The sequence below is a fragment of the Chitinophaga sp. genome, from assembly GCF_039596135.1.
GTDB lineage: Bacteria > Bacteroidota > Bacteroidia > Chitinophagales > Chitinophagaceae > Chitinophaga.
The window spans coordinates 53450-71007 of record NZ_JBCNKH010000026.1; the positions used below are offsets into that span (position 1 = coordinate 53450).

Below are 17558 nucleotides of genomic sequence, written 5' to 3' on the forward strand. Positions count from 1 at the left end.
AGTTATGTTATCAGATTTGAATTACATAATATACCCACCGCTGCATCCACCTCCTCTTCCTTGGTAAACCTACCCAGGCTGAACCGGATAGAGTCATGGGCTGCGGTCTCTCCCAATCCCATGGCCATTATTACATGCGAAGGAATACGCTGCGCACTGCTACATGCACTTCCCCGGCTCAGTGCCAGTCGTGCCGATACTGCCAGTAACAGCTGTTCTCCATTTACGCCCGGAAACAATACACTGGTTACCTGTGGTAAACGCGTTACCTTTCCGCCATTGATCCTTATACCCGCTACAGCACTCAATAGTGCCGCTTCTAACCGATTACGCAGGCCAGCCAGCCTGATACCTTCTGTTGATGTTGACAATTCCTGCTGACAGATGCTGGCCGCTTCACCAATACCGACAATCGCAGGCACGTTCAGCGTACCACTCCGCCGGCCCCTTTCGTGATTGCCACCATGCTGCTGAATGGACAGGTTGATTTTCGACTGATTATTTACATATAAAACACCAATTCCCTTCGGCCCATAAATTTTATGCCCGGAAAATGCAAGCATATCAATTTTATCTGCTACCACATCCACTGGGATCTTACCAACTGCCTGTGTGGCATCGCACAAAAAGTAAACATTCTTTTTCCGCGCAATGCTCCCAATTTCCCGCACAGGATGGATAACGCCCGTTTCGTTATTGGCATATTGAATGGCAATAACTGCAGTATCCGGTCTGACAGCATTTTCCAGGGCCTCCAGTGATATACTTCCCTGCTCATCCACATCGAGCCAGGTCACTTCGTACCCCTTATCTTCCAGGTAAGCACAGGTATCCAGCACTGCTTTATGCTCCGCCCTGTTTGTGATAATATGTTTACCGCGGGTAGTTCCTGACTCCATGAGCCCTTTCAATGCCAGGTTGATAGCCTCTGTAGCACCGGATGTAAAAGTAATTTCACTGCTCTTTCCGTGAATCAGCCTGGCGACCTTTTCACGCGCTTCGTCTACGGCCTCCTTTGCTTCCCAGCCAAATATATGGTCTCCACTGGCTGCATTACCAAATACCCCGGTAAAGAATGGCAACATTTTTTCCACCACTCCCGGGTCGCAGGGTGTGGTGGCACAATAGTCCATATATATTGCCTTATGCATGATCATTACCCTTGTTAAATATTATCCGATTATAATCTGCTGCTGTATCTATATCAATAGCACCTGCCTCAAATACGACGGTAGCAAGATCATCTTTATTTTGATGCACAATTCTCTTTGCACCCTCCTCCCTTGTCAGACCACGCAAAGCGGGGAAATATTTCCCGTCAAATAATACTGGCGTACCCGTTGTACCACTGTATGAACAGGCTACAATACCTTTCCCTGAAACAGTTTTACAATTGATCATTGCAGCAAACAGATCTGCTGTTACAAAAGGCTGGTCAGCCACAACGAATATTACCTGCGCAAGGTTATATTTTTCCAGCAGGAAATTGAGCCCGGTGGTCAGAGACCCGGCCATACCAGTATGGTACGCATGGTTGATGGCGATATGAATTTTCAAATCCTGTATCTCAGGAACGATAGCGTCGCTGTAAGCGCCCAATACCACCACTACCGGGTGAGCAGGCTCCCTGACAGCTTCCATCGTGATGCGGCGTATAAAAGAATTTCCCTCGTATTGTATAAGCTGTTTCGGCTTTCCCATCCGGGAGGCCGTACCGGCAGCCAAAATGATGATCCCCGTTTGCGACATTATACTTTTTGATTAACCGCACATATAAAGTCTTTAGGAGATGATGCCTCCCTATGAACAGGTATAAGGTGATCTCCATTAAAACGGTCATGAATAGGCGCTCTTTTCCATTTGAGGGAAGTACCCACCTTATGGTTCATGACTGCTTTAATTTCTGCGATGATGGCAATCGCCACTTCATCAGCCGTCTCTGCACCAATATCCAATCCAACAGGTCCATACACTTTTGACAGGTACTCATCCCGTATCTCAGCACCTGCTTCGTGCATTTCGTTGAGCATCCTGTCCAGCTTCTTTTTCGGTCCCAGGCAACCAATATAAGGTGTTCGCTGATCTAACAGCGATTCCAGCATAGCCTTGTCGAAATTGTAGTTATGCGTCATCAGCACAAAAGCTGTCCATTCATCAATCCGAAGTTGTGGAACAATATCCGCCGGACTACCCACTATAATGCGATCTGCCTCCGGGAAACGCGCGATGCTGGCATGCGTAGACCTTCCATCTGCAACCACGACCTGCCAGCCAAGACTCTTTGCTGCCGCTACTACAGGCAATGCATCGTTTCCGGCACCGGCAACGATCAGTGAGATCCGTGGCTGTATCACTTCTATCAGGCAGCTATAAACATGATTCCCGAGGACATATTGCCTGATAGCAGATATTTTATCGTTCAATGCAATGGTAGCATCCTTTTTCAACGCTGCTGTAACATCCGTTAGCTTTCCGTGCAGGGTATCGCCTGTGAACAGCAATGCTGTTCCCGGCTGATCCACCGAAGAATGAGGAGAAAAAAATGTGCACAATGCAACAGGTTTCCGATCTGCCTCAAGCGTTTGTTGTAATAACTCCACGGGGTTGTCCGGGTCAGCAAAATCAATATATTCGAAAAGAATATGCACGATACCATTGCATCCTAACTGTACACCAAAGGTGACATCATCATCAGTGGTATCATACGTAACGATCCTGTTCTTTTGCTGAACGATCGCAAGGAGTGCCTTTCGCAAAGCATCTCCTTCCAGGCAACCGCCACTGATAGCGCCTGTGATCTGCCCTTTTTCAGTGACCAGCATTCTGGCACCTGGCTTCCGGTAAGAAGACCCTTCCACATGTACTACGGTGGCGAGTGCAACCCTTTCATTGGATTGCTTAGCCAGTTGGTATGACTGGATGATCGCTGTAATTTCTTTCATCTCCAAAGCGGTTTAAAAGGACGGATGCGATATGATTTGGCACATAGCCCTGCTTGTGTTTTTATCAGGCCCCCAGGTCAATGGGCAGGTTATAAATCCGTTTCCCGGTAGCTGCAAATATTGCATTGCATAATGCCGGCGTGAAAGGAGGAACCGGTGGTTCTCCCACACCTGTGGGCTTTGCCTGGCTTTCCACAATATGCACACGTATTTCCCGGGGCGACTCCGGCATCCTGATGATCTGGTAACCATCAAAGTTACTTTGCTCTACCTGGCCATTCTTTATTGTAATAGCGCTTTTCAAAGCCAGACTGGCGGCAAACTGCGCACCACCTTCGAACTGGGACCGAACCCTGTCAACGTTTACCGCGACACCGCAATCCACTGCATAGTCAACCTGCTGTATGGTGATCCGGTTATTGGCATCGACCTGTACCTTTACGACACAGGCCACGTAGGTCAGAAAACTTTTGTGGGCGGCAAATCCCATCCCGGTACCGGCAGGCAATTGCTCCCCCCAACCGGATTCAGTAGCGACGCGCTGAATAACCCCTTTCATGCGGCTCACCTCCCATGGATAATCAGCAATATCTTCTCCATAATTGGGATAAGCACCTTTCACCATTTCTTCGCTAAAGGTGATATTGCGGTCTGGCCCTAACAAGTCCAATGCATTGGCAACGGGATCCATTCCCCTTGCCACCGCTACCTCATCCAGCATGGTGCCAATAGCAAATACCTGTGGGATATTACGAACAGAACGCAACCAGCCTATACGGACATGTGCCGCAGCGTCGTGCGTTTCTACTTTGATATTTGGTACATCAAAGGGGAAATCCGTTGGCCCCTGCATCAGCTCACCATCACCCGGTTGCAGCGCTTTCAGATCTTCTGTAGCACCAATGGATGGATAGGCTATGTGATGGTTCCAGCCGCTCAGTTTATTGTGCTGATCAATGGTGGCAACTATGCGTTGTACACTCATTGCATGGAAGTAATCGTGGTGTATATCATCTTCCCTTGTCCACTGAACTTTTACAGGAAGGCCGGAAGCCTGTGCTATCACAGCTGCTTCCACAACATAGTCTGGTTTGGACTTCCTGCCAAACCCGCCGCCCAGCAGGGTCACATTTACCTTTACCTTATCAGCAGGGAGTCCCAATGCTTCAACGACTGCGTCTTTTGCACCCTGGGGGTTCTGTGTAGGGGCCCATATTTCGCAGGTACCGTTCTTCACGACGGCTGTGGCATTGGGTGGTTCAAGCGTGGCATGTGCAAGGTAGGGTGCAATGTAAGTATGGTCGATCACCTTTGTGGCTTTTGCCCTGGCTGCATTAAAATCTCCCCTCTTCCGGCGCACAGTACCATTCTGGGCCATCTTCGCCGTCAATTCAGTAATCTGCTGTGCGGAGTCATACCCCGCATTGGGGCCTGGTTCCCATTCTACTTCCAGTAGTTCGCGCCCCTTTATAGCAGCCCAGGTATTTTCGGCAATGACAGCTACACCTGCCAGCGGCTTTCTCAGGGTAGCCGGTAAACCTGCCCCCCTGACCTGCACCACTTTAATAACACCGGGTACGGCAAGGGTCTTTGTATCATTCACTGATTTTACAGTTCCGCCTACTACCGGGCATCTTTTTACCACCGCAATTTTCAATCCCTCTGTTACCGCATCGATACCAAACACGGCCTTGCCGGTCACTATATCATGCAGGTCAATAATAGGTGTTGCTTTTCCAATCAGGTTGAACCGCTGGGGTTCTTTCAATTTTACATCTTTGGCGGTAGGTATTGGCAACTGACTGGCTATCTCTACCACCTCTCCAAAATTAAGTTTCCTGTCAGAGCCTTTATGTATAACCTGGCTGTTTGCTGTATCGCATTCTTCCACCGGCACCTGCCATTTCTTTGCGGCAGCCTGCATAAGCAGCAGTTTTGCGATGGCTCCGGCTTCCCGCATCGGCTTATAAAAAGATCGTACTGAAAAAGAACCATCTGTATTCTGGTTCCCATATTTCTTTTCATCCCCTTCTGCCTGTACCACTTTCACCTTGCTCCAGTCGGCCCCCAGTTCATCTGCCAATATAAGCGGCAGCCCTGTCCGGATGCCCTGGCCCATTTCTACCCTATGCGCCACAATCGTTACCTGCCCATCCGAAGTGATACTTAAATACACATTGGGCGCTAATGTGACTAATTTCTTCCCTTTATCATTGCAGCTCCAGAAACTCACTCCCAACATGAGTCCTCCTGAAAGAATACCGCCTACTTTTAAAAAGTCTCTCCTGGAAGCGCTAAACACTTCAGGTTCGACGGTAATCGATTTTACCTTTTTCTGAAAAGGAGATAATATCTTCATTTTAAACAAATTAGCTATTCGGTAATAACAGCCGGAGCAACGGTGGCTGGCGAGGCTACACTGAGGATGGCTGTTTTAATACGGTTATAGGTACCACACCGGCAGAGGTTTCCCTGCATGGCCTGTTCAATCTCATGGCCGGAAGGATGTGGATTTTTTTTCAGCAAAGCAGCCGCATTCATGATCTGCCCTGTCTGACAATAACCGCATTGGGGTACTACATACTTTTCCCAGGCCTGCTGCAGCGGATGATCACCATTTTCAGATAACCCCTCTATAGTCGTGATCTTACTATCGCCCACTGCTGATATAGGATAACTGCAGGAACGGATGGCATTCCCATCCAGGTGAACCGTACATGCCCCACATAATGCCCTGCCACAACCAAACTTGGTTCCCTTTAATCCTATGATATCACGCAATACCCACAACAAAGGCATATCTTCCAGGGCATCTACCTCGTGTTTCGTGCCATTTACCAGGATTGAATACTTAGCCATATTCATATTATTTATTGATAACAAAGCTATTTATTTACCGGCTGATGATCATTATGAAAAAGAAAGTAATACTTAAGAAATTCAAACAACACGGCTTTCAAATGGAATAAAAGTTATTATTTTTAATGTTAACAAAAAACAGGCAGCGGAAGTTCGGGCGATATTGCATACCTGACAGCAGGAAAATAATCACACCCGGAAGGTAACCTAAAACAGCATCATGGAAAATCCTATCAATAAAATTCTAAAAGGCAGCGAACATTCCCTGGTAAACGGTAGCCTTTGGATTGAAACAGGCAACGGTACCCATTTCATTGGCCCCGGCCCCATAGAGCTACTGGAACGCATTGCCGATACCGGCTCTATCAGTAAAGCTGCCGCAGAAATGGGTATGTCCTACAAAAAATCATGGGTGCTGATCAATAACCTGAATGCTTATACCGCTACCCCAATAGTGATTCCCCAGGCAGGCGGCGAAAAAGGAGGCGGATCCATCGTAACGGAAGCCGGATGGGCGCTGATTAACTATCACCGTGAACTAAGGAAAAGATTCACTGCCTTTCTGACGGAAGAAAGCAAAAGATTGAAAGCCGCCAAATAATTTGATATCCTTAATCATTCGTTTGTTTTCCATAATCCTGGTATTATCATCTAACCGATATTTACACGAATACATAACGCTACCTACATGTATAAGTTTTACCTGATCACCAGCACTATCATATTACTTTATTGTACAGGCATTGCGCAGCAAAAACAGGCAACAGACAGTATAAAAACCCAGGAACTGGAAGGTATTGTCGTTTCGGCCAGCCGTACCCATGAAAAGATATTACAGGCGCCGGTAAGCATTGAAAAGCTGTCTTCCGGCGACATCCGGCGTTCTGCACAACCCTCTTTCTTTGATGCCATCGAAAATCTGAAAGGGGTGCAAATGATTACCCCCAGTCTTGGATTTAAAGTCATCAACGCGCGAGGGTTCACCAATACTACAAACGTGAGGTTCGTGCAGATGGTGGATGGCGACGACATACAGGCTCCTCACATTGGCGCTCCAATAGGCAATGCCCTTGGCCCCGGCGACCTGGACATCAGCAGTGTGGAAGTTGTGCCCGGCTCCGCCTCCGCATTGTATGGTATGAATGCCATCAACGGTACGGCCAACTTTATTACCAAAGACCCATTTAACAGCCAGGGATTGAGCATCTCTCAAAAAACGGGGATGAACCACATTGGAGACCGGGAACACAGCGCTGCCATTTATACCGAATCGGCTATTCGCGTGGCAAAAGCCTTTAAGGATAAATTCGCATTTAAGGTCAATTTCATCTATAACCAGGGAACTGACTGGTATGCCGATAACCGGATGGATCTGAACCCAAATGCCAATACATCCACAGGGTTGACGGGAGCCAACAACCCCGGAAGCGATCGTGTAAACATATATGCAGATGAATCGTCTAACCGCAGAACACTTACATTAGGCGGCAAGCAATACGTGGTGAGCAGAACAGGCTATGCAGAAAAAGACATGGCCAGTTATAGCCTGCAAAATTTTAAAGGAGATGCAACGCTGGCGTATAAATTCAACACGAACACCACTTTATCCTACACCTTCCGGGGGGCTCATACCAATACTATCTACCAACGTACTAATCGCTTCCGCCTGGACGATTATGTGACCACCCAGCATAGCCTGACCTTAAAGACCAGCTCTATACAGGCCAGAATATATGTAAACACGGAGAATACGGGCAACTCATACAATATCCGTTCGATGGCAGAAAACGTAGACCGCAGCTTTAAAACAGATAACAACTGGTTCTCTGATTTCTCTAACCAGTTCAACACCGCTACAGCCAATGGTGCCGATGTGAATACAGCCATGCAGGCAGCCCGTAACTTCGCCGATGCCGGACGGCCTGCCCCCCATTCTGCCCGGGCAGACTCCCTGATCAGCAAACTCCGGGATATAAATAACTGGGACCAGGGGGCTGCATTACGTGTTAAATCTGCCATGTACCATGCAGAGATGCAGCATAATCTTACAGATGACATTTTCACCAGTCTCCAGACAGATCATCAACTGTCCATTATGTATGGCGCAGACTACAGGCGGTATGTAGTAGTACCGGATGGAAATTACTTTATCAATCCTGAAAATAACGGCAAAGACCTGGTCTATTGGAAGTTGGGCGGATTCATCCAGGCGTCGAAATTATTACTGGCCCATCGACTCAAGATCAATGCTGTACTGAGAGTAGACAAAAACCAATACTTCTCTGCAAAATTTAATCCCCGCATTGCCCTGGTGTACTCTCCGGTGCCTGCGCATAATTTTCGCCTCGCATTTCAGCAGGGGTACAGGTTTCCAAGTTTATTTGAAGCATTTTCAAATATCAACAGTGGAGGTGTGAAAAGAGTTGGCGGGTTGCCGGTTATGTCTCACGGAATATTTGAAAACAGCTACCTCCGTGCCTCTATTGACGCCTTCCAGGCTGCGAATACCAATGACATCAACAACAATGGTCTCACACTGGATGAGGCGATGGCCAAAAACCAGGGGTTGCTCAAAAAGAACACTTATACCTATTTACAACCAGAGTCTGTGAAAGGACTGGAAGGCGGTTACCGCACCACCTTATTGGACAACAGGTTAGCGATAGATATCGACTTTTACTATAACACATATAAGAACCTGATGGCCCAGGTAGAAGCGAATATACCCGGGAATTCGTCTCCAGACAGCCTGCTGTATGCGTTGAATAACAGGCAGTCGCAGGCTCGCTATCGCCTCTGGACAAATTCAAAAACAGTGAGCCATAACTATGGGAGTACATTGGGTATCTCCTACACCCTTCCTCATCATTATACAATAGGCGGTAATGTGACAATGGCGAAGTTGAAACGCACCAGCCAGAACGATGGACTGGAAGATGGATTCAATACGCCCTCATGGATGTATAATTTGCAAATTGGTAATCCTGCAGTTGTCAGAAACTTTGGTTTCGAAATTAACTACAGGTGGCAAAGCAAATACCTATGGCAGTCATCACTTGCCACAGGCAATGTGAGCGCTTATGGAACGGTGGATGCACAGGTACAATACCAGTTACTGCAATCTAAAGCAGGTATTAAATTAGGAGCTACCAATCTGCTGAATCATTATTATTACTCCTTTACCGGGGGGCCGTCAATCGGAGGGTTTTATTATTCCAGCCTGACAATTAATTTATAAAACAGAAGCTATATCACCTTATAACTAACAAAAGCAATTTTTCTGCTATCAGGACTCCACGAAGGTACATTAATAGTACCCTGCCCACCGTAAAATACCGGGGTAAGGTCTTTGACTGCTTTGGTGACAGGATTCAGCAGCCGGAGTTTGACATCCTTACCAAATAAATGATTCTGCTGCTGATCTAAAGTATAAGCAATGTATACAATCCACTTATTGTCAGGAGAAGGATGTGCAAACCAATTGGAATTCGAATCGAAGGTGAGTTGTTCCGGCTGACTGCCATCGGCCAGCATACGCCAGATTTGCATATGCCCGGTTCTGTAAGAATTAAAATAAATGTACTTCCCGTCAGGAGAATAATCAGGACCGTCATCCAGGCCGTCTGTCTGCGTTAACCGTTTTTCCTGACCACCTGCTATCCCTATAGTATAAATATCAAAATTCCCGTTACGTTCACCACAGTAAGCGATCGTTTTCCCGTCGGGGGACCAGCCATGCCAGAAGGATGGAACCTGCGATGTAATTCTTTGCGGTACACCGCCGTTAATGTCCATTTTGTAGATAGCGGACTTGTAGGGTTTAGAAGACGAATCAAGCTTGTCATTATGACTAATCATCAGCCACTTACCATCCGGAGATATGCCATGATCATTATTACACTGGTCAGCGAAGGCGGTATTAATCAAAACCAACTTCCCGGAGCTGAGATCTAATTGATAGATTTTACCCCTGCTGTTGAGAATAAGGTAGTTGTGCGGATGCCAGTTAGGCGCTTCAAAATGGTCTTTTACGGTAAGAATGGTATCTATCTTTCCGGTATTGATATCAAGTGTTTGAATATAACTGATGGTATCCATGCTTTGCTGTGCGGAAGCCTGTAAGCAGATAAGCAGGGAAAATAGCAGGATACGTGGATGAAATATGGTAATCATAGCGTGGAATTTAGATAAGCGAAAGTATGATATTTCCTGCTTAAAGCGTCAATGCCTTTAGCTTATCCACGGCCACCTCTACTGATGGATGAAAAGCATCGCCCGCCATATATTTTTCCAGACTATACAGCAGTTGTGCTGATTCAATCCGCTGCTGCGCATCTGAAATAAAGTCAATGCCAGACAACATTAACTTACCCTTACCCACTTTGCATTCAAATAATAATCCCAGCGATCGGGCTGTTACCCAATCATCAATCACCCTTAAAACAGGTGACAGATTTTTGGCGATCGAGTCGGAGATAATTACATTAGAATGACTCATTGCATCCCACCATTGCCAGTTACTGAAATACTGGGTTGGAAATTCCTGAAAGGCCGGATGACCAGGCGTGCAGAGTATTCCTAAGGTATGTGGTGGCTGTCCATGCGTCCAGGCTGTGTTCCAGAATATGCTTGAAAAACCCACGGCTATGTTACCGCCATAGTCTTTTTTAAGGGTACCTTGTTTTAATGTAAGTAGTACACTCCCGCCATTTTGCAGGAATGCTTCCGCCTTTTCGTCAAGCGTTTGGGTGACCAGTATTTTATTGTCTAAAACAGGTTTTGCGGCAGGGTATACAAAAATATCCCAGTTGTTTTGAAAATCGTTAACAGCAACTGTTAATGTAAGTTTTGACGGTTGCCGGATGGACTGCAGGTCCTGTTTTATTTCACCCAGCTGGAAACAATTGCCCAGCGGAATATCGGTTTGCCTAAGTTCCCCTTTGAACAACACCCTGCCATTTTCATCAGACAGTTTCCATACAGGTTTTGCATTTTTGATGGTAGCTGCACCATAATGCGCCACTTCTACCGGTACAGACAATTTTTCATTATTCAGGTAAATCATTTTGGGAAGTCTTACTAACGGCACAGTTGAATTGCAAAAACTGCTGAACTCTTTTGCAGTGATATACCCTTTGTTTTCCCAGAATGCGTTTAATACGCCTACCAGTGCAGTTCCCTGTCCCGGAAAATCACATAATCCCAGTAATTGAAATCCGCCAAACCCGGGGGTACGCAGGGCAGCTTCAATATCTGCTTTGTAACATAAGGATTGCAGTTTGCCCGATGCCAGCAAGAAGCTATCTGCCAAATGGCCCATTCCATTTTCGTTGAGCATATTTTGAAAAATCTCGAAGTTCTTTGCTTTTAAAACACCCTTGTATTTTTCAATTTCTTTAAAATCAGGATATACACACCATTGTCCAATTTCATGGCTGACTGTTGGCACCTGCCAGTTCTTAATTATACCAGACCAATCATAGTCTGATCTGGGCGGCTGTCCGTTGATGATGCTTTTCAATCCGGCGCCCCATGCCTGAATACGGGGATCGGGTGTAACATTATATTGGTTTTCCGGAATAACAGGCCATCCGGAACCTGCTGTATAAATTCTGCGGGCGTCTTTTTTCTTCCAGTAGTTTGTAAATTCTGCCAGGTATTCTTTGTATCGTTCTCCTGCTGGCTCGTTACCATAGGTGAGCATGCAAAAAGAAGGATGATTACCGTACGCTTTTACAATTGCTTCGCTCTCATTATAGATATATTGATCGATGGGCGCTCCATCACCTATCCGGGTATCGCTATTGGCCCATGATGAACATTCAATCTGCAAATAGAAACCCAGTTGGTCTGCCGCCTGAAATGCCGCGCTGGGCGGGCACCATGAATGAAATCGCAAATGGTTGAGTCCATAAGATCTGGCAATTTTGAAAATACGCTGCCAGGATGCTATATCTGTGGAGGGATACCCTGTAAGTGGGAAAACAGCACATTCTAACGTTCCTCTTAAAAAAACTTTTCTGCCATTGATAGTTAACTCCCGGCCTTCTGCTTTGAACTCCCGCATACCGAAATCAGTATTACTGGTCTCATCATTGCCTAGCCTTGCCTTCATGGTATATATATTGGGATGGAATTCATCCCACAGCAAGGGTTTATCACCCATATCATAAGTAGTATCAAAGAGCAAACTATCGGTGGGCACTGTAATAGGCGTCGTCAGGTGTTTCCCTTTTACACTTAGCCGGATGGTGGTAGTGACAGGCGCACCCGTGGTGTTTTTTATCAACGCCTGTACCCGCACCTTTTTATTGATCACATCCGGGAACAATTGTATATCGTCAATAAACACTTTAGATCGTGCGGAGATAAATAACTGACCGATCATACCGTTCCAGTTGGTTTGTGTATGATCTGATATGCTGTGTGAATTCCGCCCTACATTGATGTCTTTTACCCGGTTATCTATGCGGATGGTGAGCTGGTGTACACCTGCCTGTAACAAACCGGTAAGATCAAAAACGTGGGCAGTGCCCAGGCTGTTTTTCTTCCCTACCCATTTATCATCTACCCATACGGTGGTTTCCCAATGGCTTCTTTCTATAAATAATTCCAGGTGCCGGTTGGCCCAGGATGCTGGTATTGTTATCGTTTTTTGGTACCAGGCAGCGCCTTTATAGTATTTTGATGGTTGTAACCAGAAGGGTACTTTTATATTTCCCGGGGCCCTGTAGGGCGCATACTGTGGCTGAAAAAAATAAGAGGAGTCAACGATCTCTCCTGTCCAGGGGGTATTTAAATCTATATCGTTTCCTTTACCATTTGAGGTCATAGAACCGGGCAAATTAATAGTTTCCTTCAGTTTCCCTGTAAACCATTTATCAGTGATGCCCTGATCTGCCGGATCTGCCTGAAAGCGCCATTCACCTGCAAGGGGAATCTGATCTGTGCCCTGTGCGTATGCCACAGTAATAAAAGCCAATAGCACTATGTGTAATAAAATGACTATTTGTTTTGTCATAAACTTGAGTTCTTTGTGATAATACCTTCCAACTCTTCAAGCGTTTTGCCTTTTGTTTCCCTTACTTTAAGCAAAACAAAGAGGAAACCCACTGCACATATAATTGCATAAATATAAAAAGACCTGTTCCCTGTTTTTTCAAATAATACAGGGAATGTAAATACTAAAATAAAATAAGCGATCCAAAGGCAAATAATTGCAATGGTAGTGGCTGTACTTCTTACCTTATTGGGGAATATTTCGGAGATCAATACCCAGGTTACCGGTGCCAGTGACATTGCATATATACCGATGGCAGAGAGTAAAAACCAGGCTACACCCGTCGAACCTGCAGCCAGCATATTTGCCACCACAACATACAATACGGCAAGGCCACCCGCTCCTATCAGCATCAATGGCTTCCGCCCCAGTTTGTCTACCAGCAACATAGCCAGCAGTGTAAAAACGACATTTACACTACCTATAAATACGGTTTGTAGCAGTTGATCATCCTGTGATGCGCCAATACTTTCAAAGATTTTTGGCGCATAGTTGAAAACGACATTAATACCACATAGTTGTTGAAAAACGGCTAGTCCAATACCTATCAGCACAGCCGGTAAAACTGCGCTGTTATAAATAGCCCGGAAATTGGTTTTTGTAGTATGCTGTAATGAGTCTTCAATACTTTGCATGGATGCAGCAGCAAAGTCATTCCCGCCTATCTTGTTAAGCACAGCAGCGGCATCCCCAATCCTACCGGTTTTTACTAACCAACGGGGGCTTTCCGGTAATAACAGTGCGCCGGCAAAAAACAATACTGCAGGCACAGCCCCTAAGCCAAACATATAACGCCATGCATCCTCGCCGTTATTCCTTAATGTATAATTAACCAGGTTAGTGATTAGTATGCCGAGTACAATGGTTAGCTGATTGATAGCAACCATACGGCCCCGTAAACGGGCAGGAGAAATTTCGGCAATGTACATAGGAGATAACATGGAAGCCATACCGACACTGATACCTGCAACAAAGCGGGCCATAATAAAAAAGTCTCTTTCTGTTGCTGTTGCCATTAGTAAAGAGGATATGGTAAAGATACCGGCCGCCAGGAGCAGGCCCGGTTTCCGGCCATATTTTTCAGCAATATTGCCTGCTATTACGCATCCTGCTATGGCACCCAATGCCAGGCTACCTGTTGCAAATCCTTCCCAGTATGCATTTAGCAAAAACTGCTTTTGCAAAAAAGGTAATGCACCTGATATGACTGCAAAGTCAAATCCAAATAAGTAACCGCCGAGGGCTGAAATAAATGAAATACCTAAAATATAAAATGTGTTAAAGCGATATCCTGGTGAATGGGTTCCTGCAACATCGCTGTGAGAAATGATTGTGGCCATATGAATCAGTTTAGGGGATCATTTTTTTATGTATGAGTGCACCCTGATGGTTATTGTCTGATTGCAGCACCTGGTCAAATAATTGCTGTGTTTTATTTCCATATCCATGACCAAGGCCCAGGTAACCCAGCCCCATCAGGTACAGGCAATGAATATGGTTGCGCAGGTCCAGATCCACCTCAAATACCAGCAGGTCAGGTAAGGATACGGCAAAGTAATCCAGGCTTATTTTATCATGCAGGTGTTGCATGCCGAAATCGATTAATTGCTGGAAGATCTTATTTGCCTTATCAGGTTGGTTCAATTCCTGCCATGCAAGTCCCTGGTAAAATATTTTGTCTGGTTGCTGGTCGTTGTAAAAAATGGCCTGTACCGGTTGTGATATGCCCCGGGTCGCCAATTCAAAATAGTGGTTGGCTTCCTGAGGCTGTTGCAGCGCTTTATGCGCCATGCCTTTCCAATAGTGAATATCGTTCTCCTGGGTGCCATATAATTTTCCTTCTCCAAGATTGTCGGGATAATTTTCAGCGGCCATGAGCAGGGCCAGGGCCTCCCTGGGTTGATGGTTACCCATTGCTTTTTTGGCCAGTGCTATATGGGCGATTAAATATTGATTTACCACCTTTCCTTCTCCTCCTTCCCAGGGATGGAAAGTGAAATCAGCAATCAACGATCTGGCCTGTTCATGGTCTCCCAATTGATTATACAGGGTAATTCTTTCGAGATAAAGATCTTCGCGCTCCATTACCAGCGGCATATTTGCTTCCAGTAATTTCAACCTGTCTATATGGTTTTTATTTAGCTTTTTGTACAACTGATCGAGTTCCATCAATACCCGGGCATCTGTTTTGTCAAGCTGGAAGGCTTTTTCCAATGCAGCTAATGCTCGTTCCTCATCATTTAGTTTGTTGTGATATGCGAGTGAGAGATTCCGGAAAACTGTTGGAAAGTCTGCCGTTATTTTTGCCGACTGTTCCCAGCATTCAATGGCCTCTTTGTATTGGCGCTTGTCATACCAGAAATTACCTAAATAATAGTATGCCTTTGCATCCCGTGGATTTATATCAATGGCTGTTTGCAGCACAAGCAGGTCTTCAATTCTGTTTGGGAAAACGAAGTCGGGGCTCAGCGTGGCAGCTGTTTTGAACTGTGCTTCGGCAGTTTGATGGTGCCCAGCCTGGTAATTAAACCATCCAAGATAATATGCTACTAATGTATGCGGCGGGTTGACGTTTTTATAGACCATTAAAAATTGAATGGCTTCGTCATATAATCCGGTATGGGCATAGTCAAGTGCGTACTCTATAAAGTTATGGTCCCAGTTACGGCTGATAGTTGTCAGTTGTTCCAGAACGGGCTCCGCATGCTGCAACAACAAATATTTTTCAAACAGGCAACCATAATTGAACGGATCTAAGGCCAGGGATTCTTCGGCCAGTATCAGTGCCTCGGCTGCCAGGTTCAGCTTTCGGAGCAGGGCCGTTTTGAGGTGTCGTGCGGTATGGCTGTGATAATTACGAATCAATGATTTCTCAATAAACTGCAATGCATTTTCATACTCATGTTGCATAACAGCAATTCGTGCAAGGTTCAGGTATCCTGCATGTTGCCAGGCATCATTCCATATGGCCTTATAAAAAGCGTCAAATGCTGCCTCCGTTTTTCCCTGCATCTTTAATGCCCAGCCCAGGTTGTAATAGGCTTCCCCATCATAAGGGTTGGGATTGCGCTGGGTAAGTGTGTTGACAGCCTGTTGCAAATATTGTCCGGCATTTGCGAACTGCCCGCGACGCAACAAATAAAGTCCCATGGCATTATTGCATCGCGCATCTTTCGGATCCCGGCGCAGCGCTTCTTCATAATAGTCAGCAGGAAGGTAAGTAGCATGCCTGTATTGTTCCAGGTGCAAGCCGGTTAAAAATAGCTGTTCATTATTTTCAACATCTGCCGGTTTCAGGGCTGCGGCGGCTGGCGGCGGAATGTTCAGTGGTTGCTCCTTTTCTTTTTGATAAGATACCAGTTGTTTGCCGGTTTGCAGATCGGTGACAGTGACCATTATATCTTCTGCAGGGATACCGGGATCAATTGAAACTTCCCCGATATAGGGATTGAATGGTGAAGAGGAAAAGGTCTGACTCCATAGTATATTCCTGCCAACGGAAAAGGCAAGTTGTAAATGGCTGAATGCGGATGTTACGTATACTTTTACGGTGGCGTTCTTATCCTTGTATTCAACATTTATAACAGCTTCCCTGGAAGCGTTCTTCACTTCCCCGACCTCCCTGTAGGGCATAAAATACTGTGTAAATGTCTTTTCCTCCCCGGGCTGTATCCAGCTAAAATCCGGCTGATTGTCGGTATATATACCGGTCATTAGCTCAATATAGGGTCCGTCTTCGTCGGTTAGCTGTCTGTCCCAGGCCTGACCAAACTTCCCATTGCCCCAGGTCCATTGTTTCTTGCCGGGAGCGATGTGATGGTCAGCGATGTGGAGCAGGCCACCATTGGAATCGTGCTCGTAACCACCTATAAAATTGTACCTGGAACTAACTGCCATATAGGAAGTAGGAACGGGGATATTGCTGTAACGGGCGATATCTGTACCCGGGGAATAATCCACTTTGTAATAAGTGCCTGTGGCAATGGGAAAGGCCGATACATCCCGCCTGCCATGATCGAATACGGCGTGTACGTCAGGCGGGAATATGGTCTGGTAAGCGTCATTTACTTTTACGGCAGGATTGGCCCACCAAAGAAAGGTTTGTGGGAATGGTGTACGGTTATACAGTTTGCCCTGAATTTCGAGGTATGCCTTGTCGGGGTACAAAGTAAACCCTGCCATACCTTTAGTACGAAACATTCTTTCTACTTCATTCACCCAGACTGTTTTACTGCCATCCTTATTTTCGGTAATGGTAAAGTCGACAGGTTCAAAGGTCGATGGGCGGTGGTGTTGCGGCCAGTTGAATTCAATCCCGCCGGAGATCCAGGGACCGGTAAGGCCGACCAGCGCTGGCTTAATGACCTGGTTGTAGTAAATAAAATGCCGTTGTTTTACCTTATCGTAGGCCATCTGTATTCTGCCTCCAAGTTCGGGCAGCACCATGATTTTCAGGTATTGGTTTTCCAGGTAAACTGCCTGGTAGGCTTTATCTGTTTTTTCATCGTAGATCTTTTCAATTACGGGATGGGGGTAGACGACGCCGCTACTTCCCTGGTAAACCCGCTTTTCCAGAAACATGGGATTTTTTTCCGGTTTACCTATAGCATAGGTAGGTATCATAACCACCTCTTTCCATACCTTAACGTGGTGTTCCATAACGTTGATGCTAATTGTGTATAATTGTCATCAAAACT

At 45.9% G+C, this 17558-nt stretch carries 11 protein-coding genes; 2 read left to right on the top strand and 9 right to left on the bottom strand.

Annotated elements, in window-relative coordinates:
* Positions 1-2 precede the first annotated feature (2 nt).
* The 5 genes from ABDW16_RS16485 to ABDW16_RS16505 form a co-directional block, all read right to left on the bottom strand.
* Entirely contained in the window at positions 3-1151 is a 1149-nt protein-coding gene (locus ABDW16_RS16485; protein ID WP_343671161.1) for a cysteine desulfurase family protein, read from the bottom strand.
* Complete coding sequence (locus ABDW16_RS16490; RefSeq protein WP_343671162.1) at positions 1144-1749, bottom strand: nucleotidyltransferase family protein; 606 nt, start codon at positions 1747-1749, stop codon at positions 1144-1146. Before ABDW16_RS16490 ends, ABDW16_RS16485 begins: the two co-directional genes overlap by 8 nt.
* On the bottom strand, positions 1749-2942 hold the full coding sequence (locus ABDW16_RS16495; RefSeq protein ID WP_343671163.1) for an XdhC family protein: 1194 nt from the start codon (positions 2940-2942) through the stop codon (positions 1749-1751). Before ABDW16_RS16495 ends, ABDW16_RS16490 begins: the two co-directional genes overlap by 1 nt.
* Before the next feature lie 64 nt (positions 2943-3006).
* Entirely contained in the window at positions 3007-5301 is a 2295-nt protein-coding gene (locus ABDW16_RS16500) for a molybdopterin cofactor-binding domain-containing protein (protein ID WP_343671164.1), read from the bottom strand.
* Positions 5302-5315: 14 nt separating this feature from the next.
* The gene (locus ABDW16_RS16505; protein WP_343671165.1) at positions 5316-5801 is read right to left on the bottom strand and encodes a (2Fe-2S)-binding protein; all 486 of its coding nucleotides are present in this window, start codon (positions 5799-5801) and stop codon (positions 5316-5318) included.
* Positions 5802-6021: 220 nt separating this feature from the next.
* On the opposite strand from ABDW16_RS16505, the gene ABDW16_RS16510 reads away from it, so the two are divergent.
* Positions 6022-6402 (top strand): LysR family transcriptional regulator, encoded by a 381-nt coding sequence (locus tag ABDW16_RS16510; RefSeq protein ID WP_343671166.1) that lies wholly within the window; start codon positions 6022-6024, stop codon positions 6400-6402.
* Positions 6403-6489: 87 nt separating this feature from the next.
* Positions 6490-9039 (top strand): TonB-dependent receptor, encoded by a 2550-nt coding sequence (locus tag ABDW16_RS16515; RefSeq protein WP_343671168.1) that lies wholly within the window; start codon positions 6490-6492, stop codon positions 9037-9039.
* 8 nt (positions 9040-9047) lie between these two features.
* On the opposite strand, the gene ABDW16_RS16520 is transcribed toward ABDW16_RS16515, so the two are convergent.
* From ABDW16_RS16520 to ABDW16_RS16535, 4 genes are read right to left on the bottom strand one after another with little or no spacing between them, the layout of a single operon-like run.
* On the bottom strand, positions 9048-9974 hold the full coding sequence (locus ABDW16_RS16520) for a hypothetical protein (protein WP_343671169.1): 927 nt from the start codon (positions 9972-9974) through the stop codon (positions 9048-9050).
* Positions 9975-10014: 40 nt separating this feature from the next.
* Positions 10015-12822 carry a sugar-binding domain-containing protein gene (locus tag ABDW16_RS16525; protein ID WP_343671170.1) on the bottom strand — a complete coding sequence of 936 codons (2808 nt, stop codon included), beginning with the start codon at positions 12820-12822 and terminating at the stop codon, positions 10015-10017.
* A complete protein-coding gene (locus ABDW16_RS16530; RefSeq protein ID WP_343671172.1) occupies positions 12819-14201 on the bottom strand; it encodes a sugar porter family MFS transporter in 1383 nt (460 codons plus the stop codon). Before ABDW16_RS16530 ends, ABDW16_RS16525 begins: the two co-directional genes overlap by 4 nt.
* A gap of 10 nt (positions 14202-14211) precedes the next feature.
* A complete protein-coding gene (locus ABDW16_RS16535) occupies positions 14212-17520 on the bottom strand; it encodes a DUF5107 domain-containing protein (RefSeq protein ID WP_343671173.1) in 3309 nt (1102 codons plus the stop codon).
* Between the last annotated feature and the right edge of the window lie 38 nt (positions 17521-17558).

Coding starts and splice junctions, on each gene's coding strand:
- ABDW16_RS16485 (WP_343671161.1), bottom strand. CDS start 1,151: ATGCATAAGGCAATATATATGGACTATTGTGCCACCACACCCTGCGAC.
- ABDW16_RS16490 (WP_343671162.1), bottom strand. CDS start 1,749: ATGTCGCAAACGGGGATCATCATTTTGGCTGCCGGTACGGCCTCCCGG.
- ABDW16_RS16495 (WP_343671163.1), bottom strand. CDS start 2,942: ATGAAAGAAATTACAGCGATCATCCAGTCATACCAACTGGCTAAGCAA.
- ABDW16_RS16500 (WP_343671164.1), bottom strand. CDS start 5,301: ATGAAGATATTATCTCCTTTTCAGAAAAAGGTAAAATCGATTACCGTC.
- ABDW16_RS16505 (WP_343671165.1), bottom strand. CDS start 5,801: ATGGCTAAGTATTCAATCCTGGTAAATGGCACGAAACACGAGGTAGAT.
- ABDW16_RS16510 (WP_343671166.1), top strand. CDS start 6,022: ATGGAAAATCCTATCAATAAAATTCTAAAAGGCAGCGAACATTCCCTG.
- ABDW16_RS16515 (WP_343671168.1), top strand. CDS start 6,490: ATGTATAAGTTTTACCTGATCACCAGCACTATCATATTACTTTATTGT.
- ABDW16_RS16520 (WP_343671169.1), bottom strand. CDS start 9,974: ATGATTACCATATTTCATCCACGTATCCTGCTATTTTCCCTGCTTATC.
- ABDW16_RS16525 (WP_343671170.1), bottom strand. CDS start 12,822: ATGACAAAACAAATAGTCATTTTATTACACATAGTGCTATTGGCTTTT.
- ABDW16_RS16530 (WP_343671172.1), bottom strand. CDS start 14,201: ATGGCCACAATCATTTCTCACAGCGATGTTGCAGGAACCCATTCACCA.
- ABDW16_RS16535 (WP_343671173.1), bottom strand. CDS start 17,520: ATGGAACACCACGTTAAGGTATGGAAAGAGGTGGTTATGATACCTACC.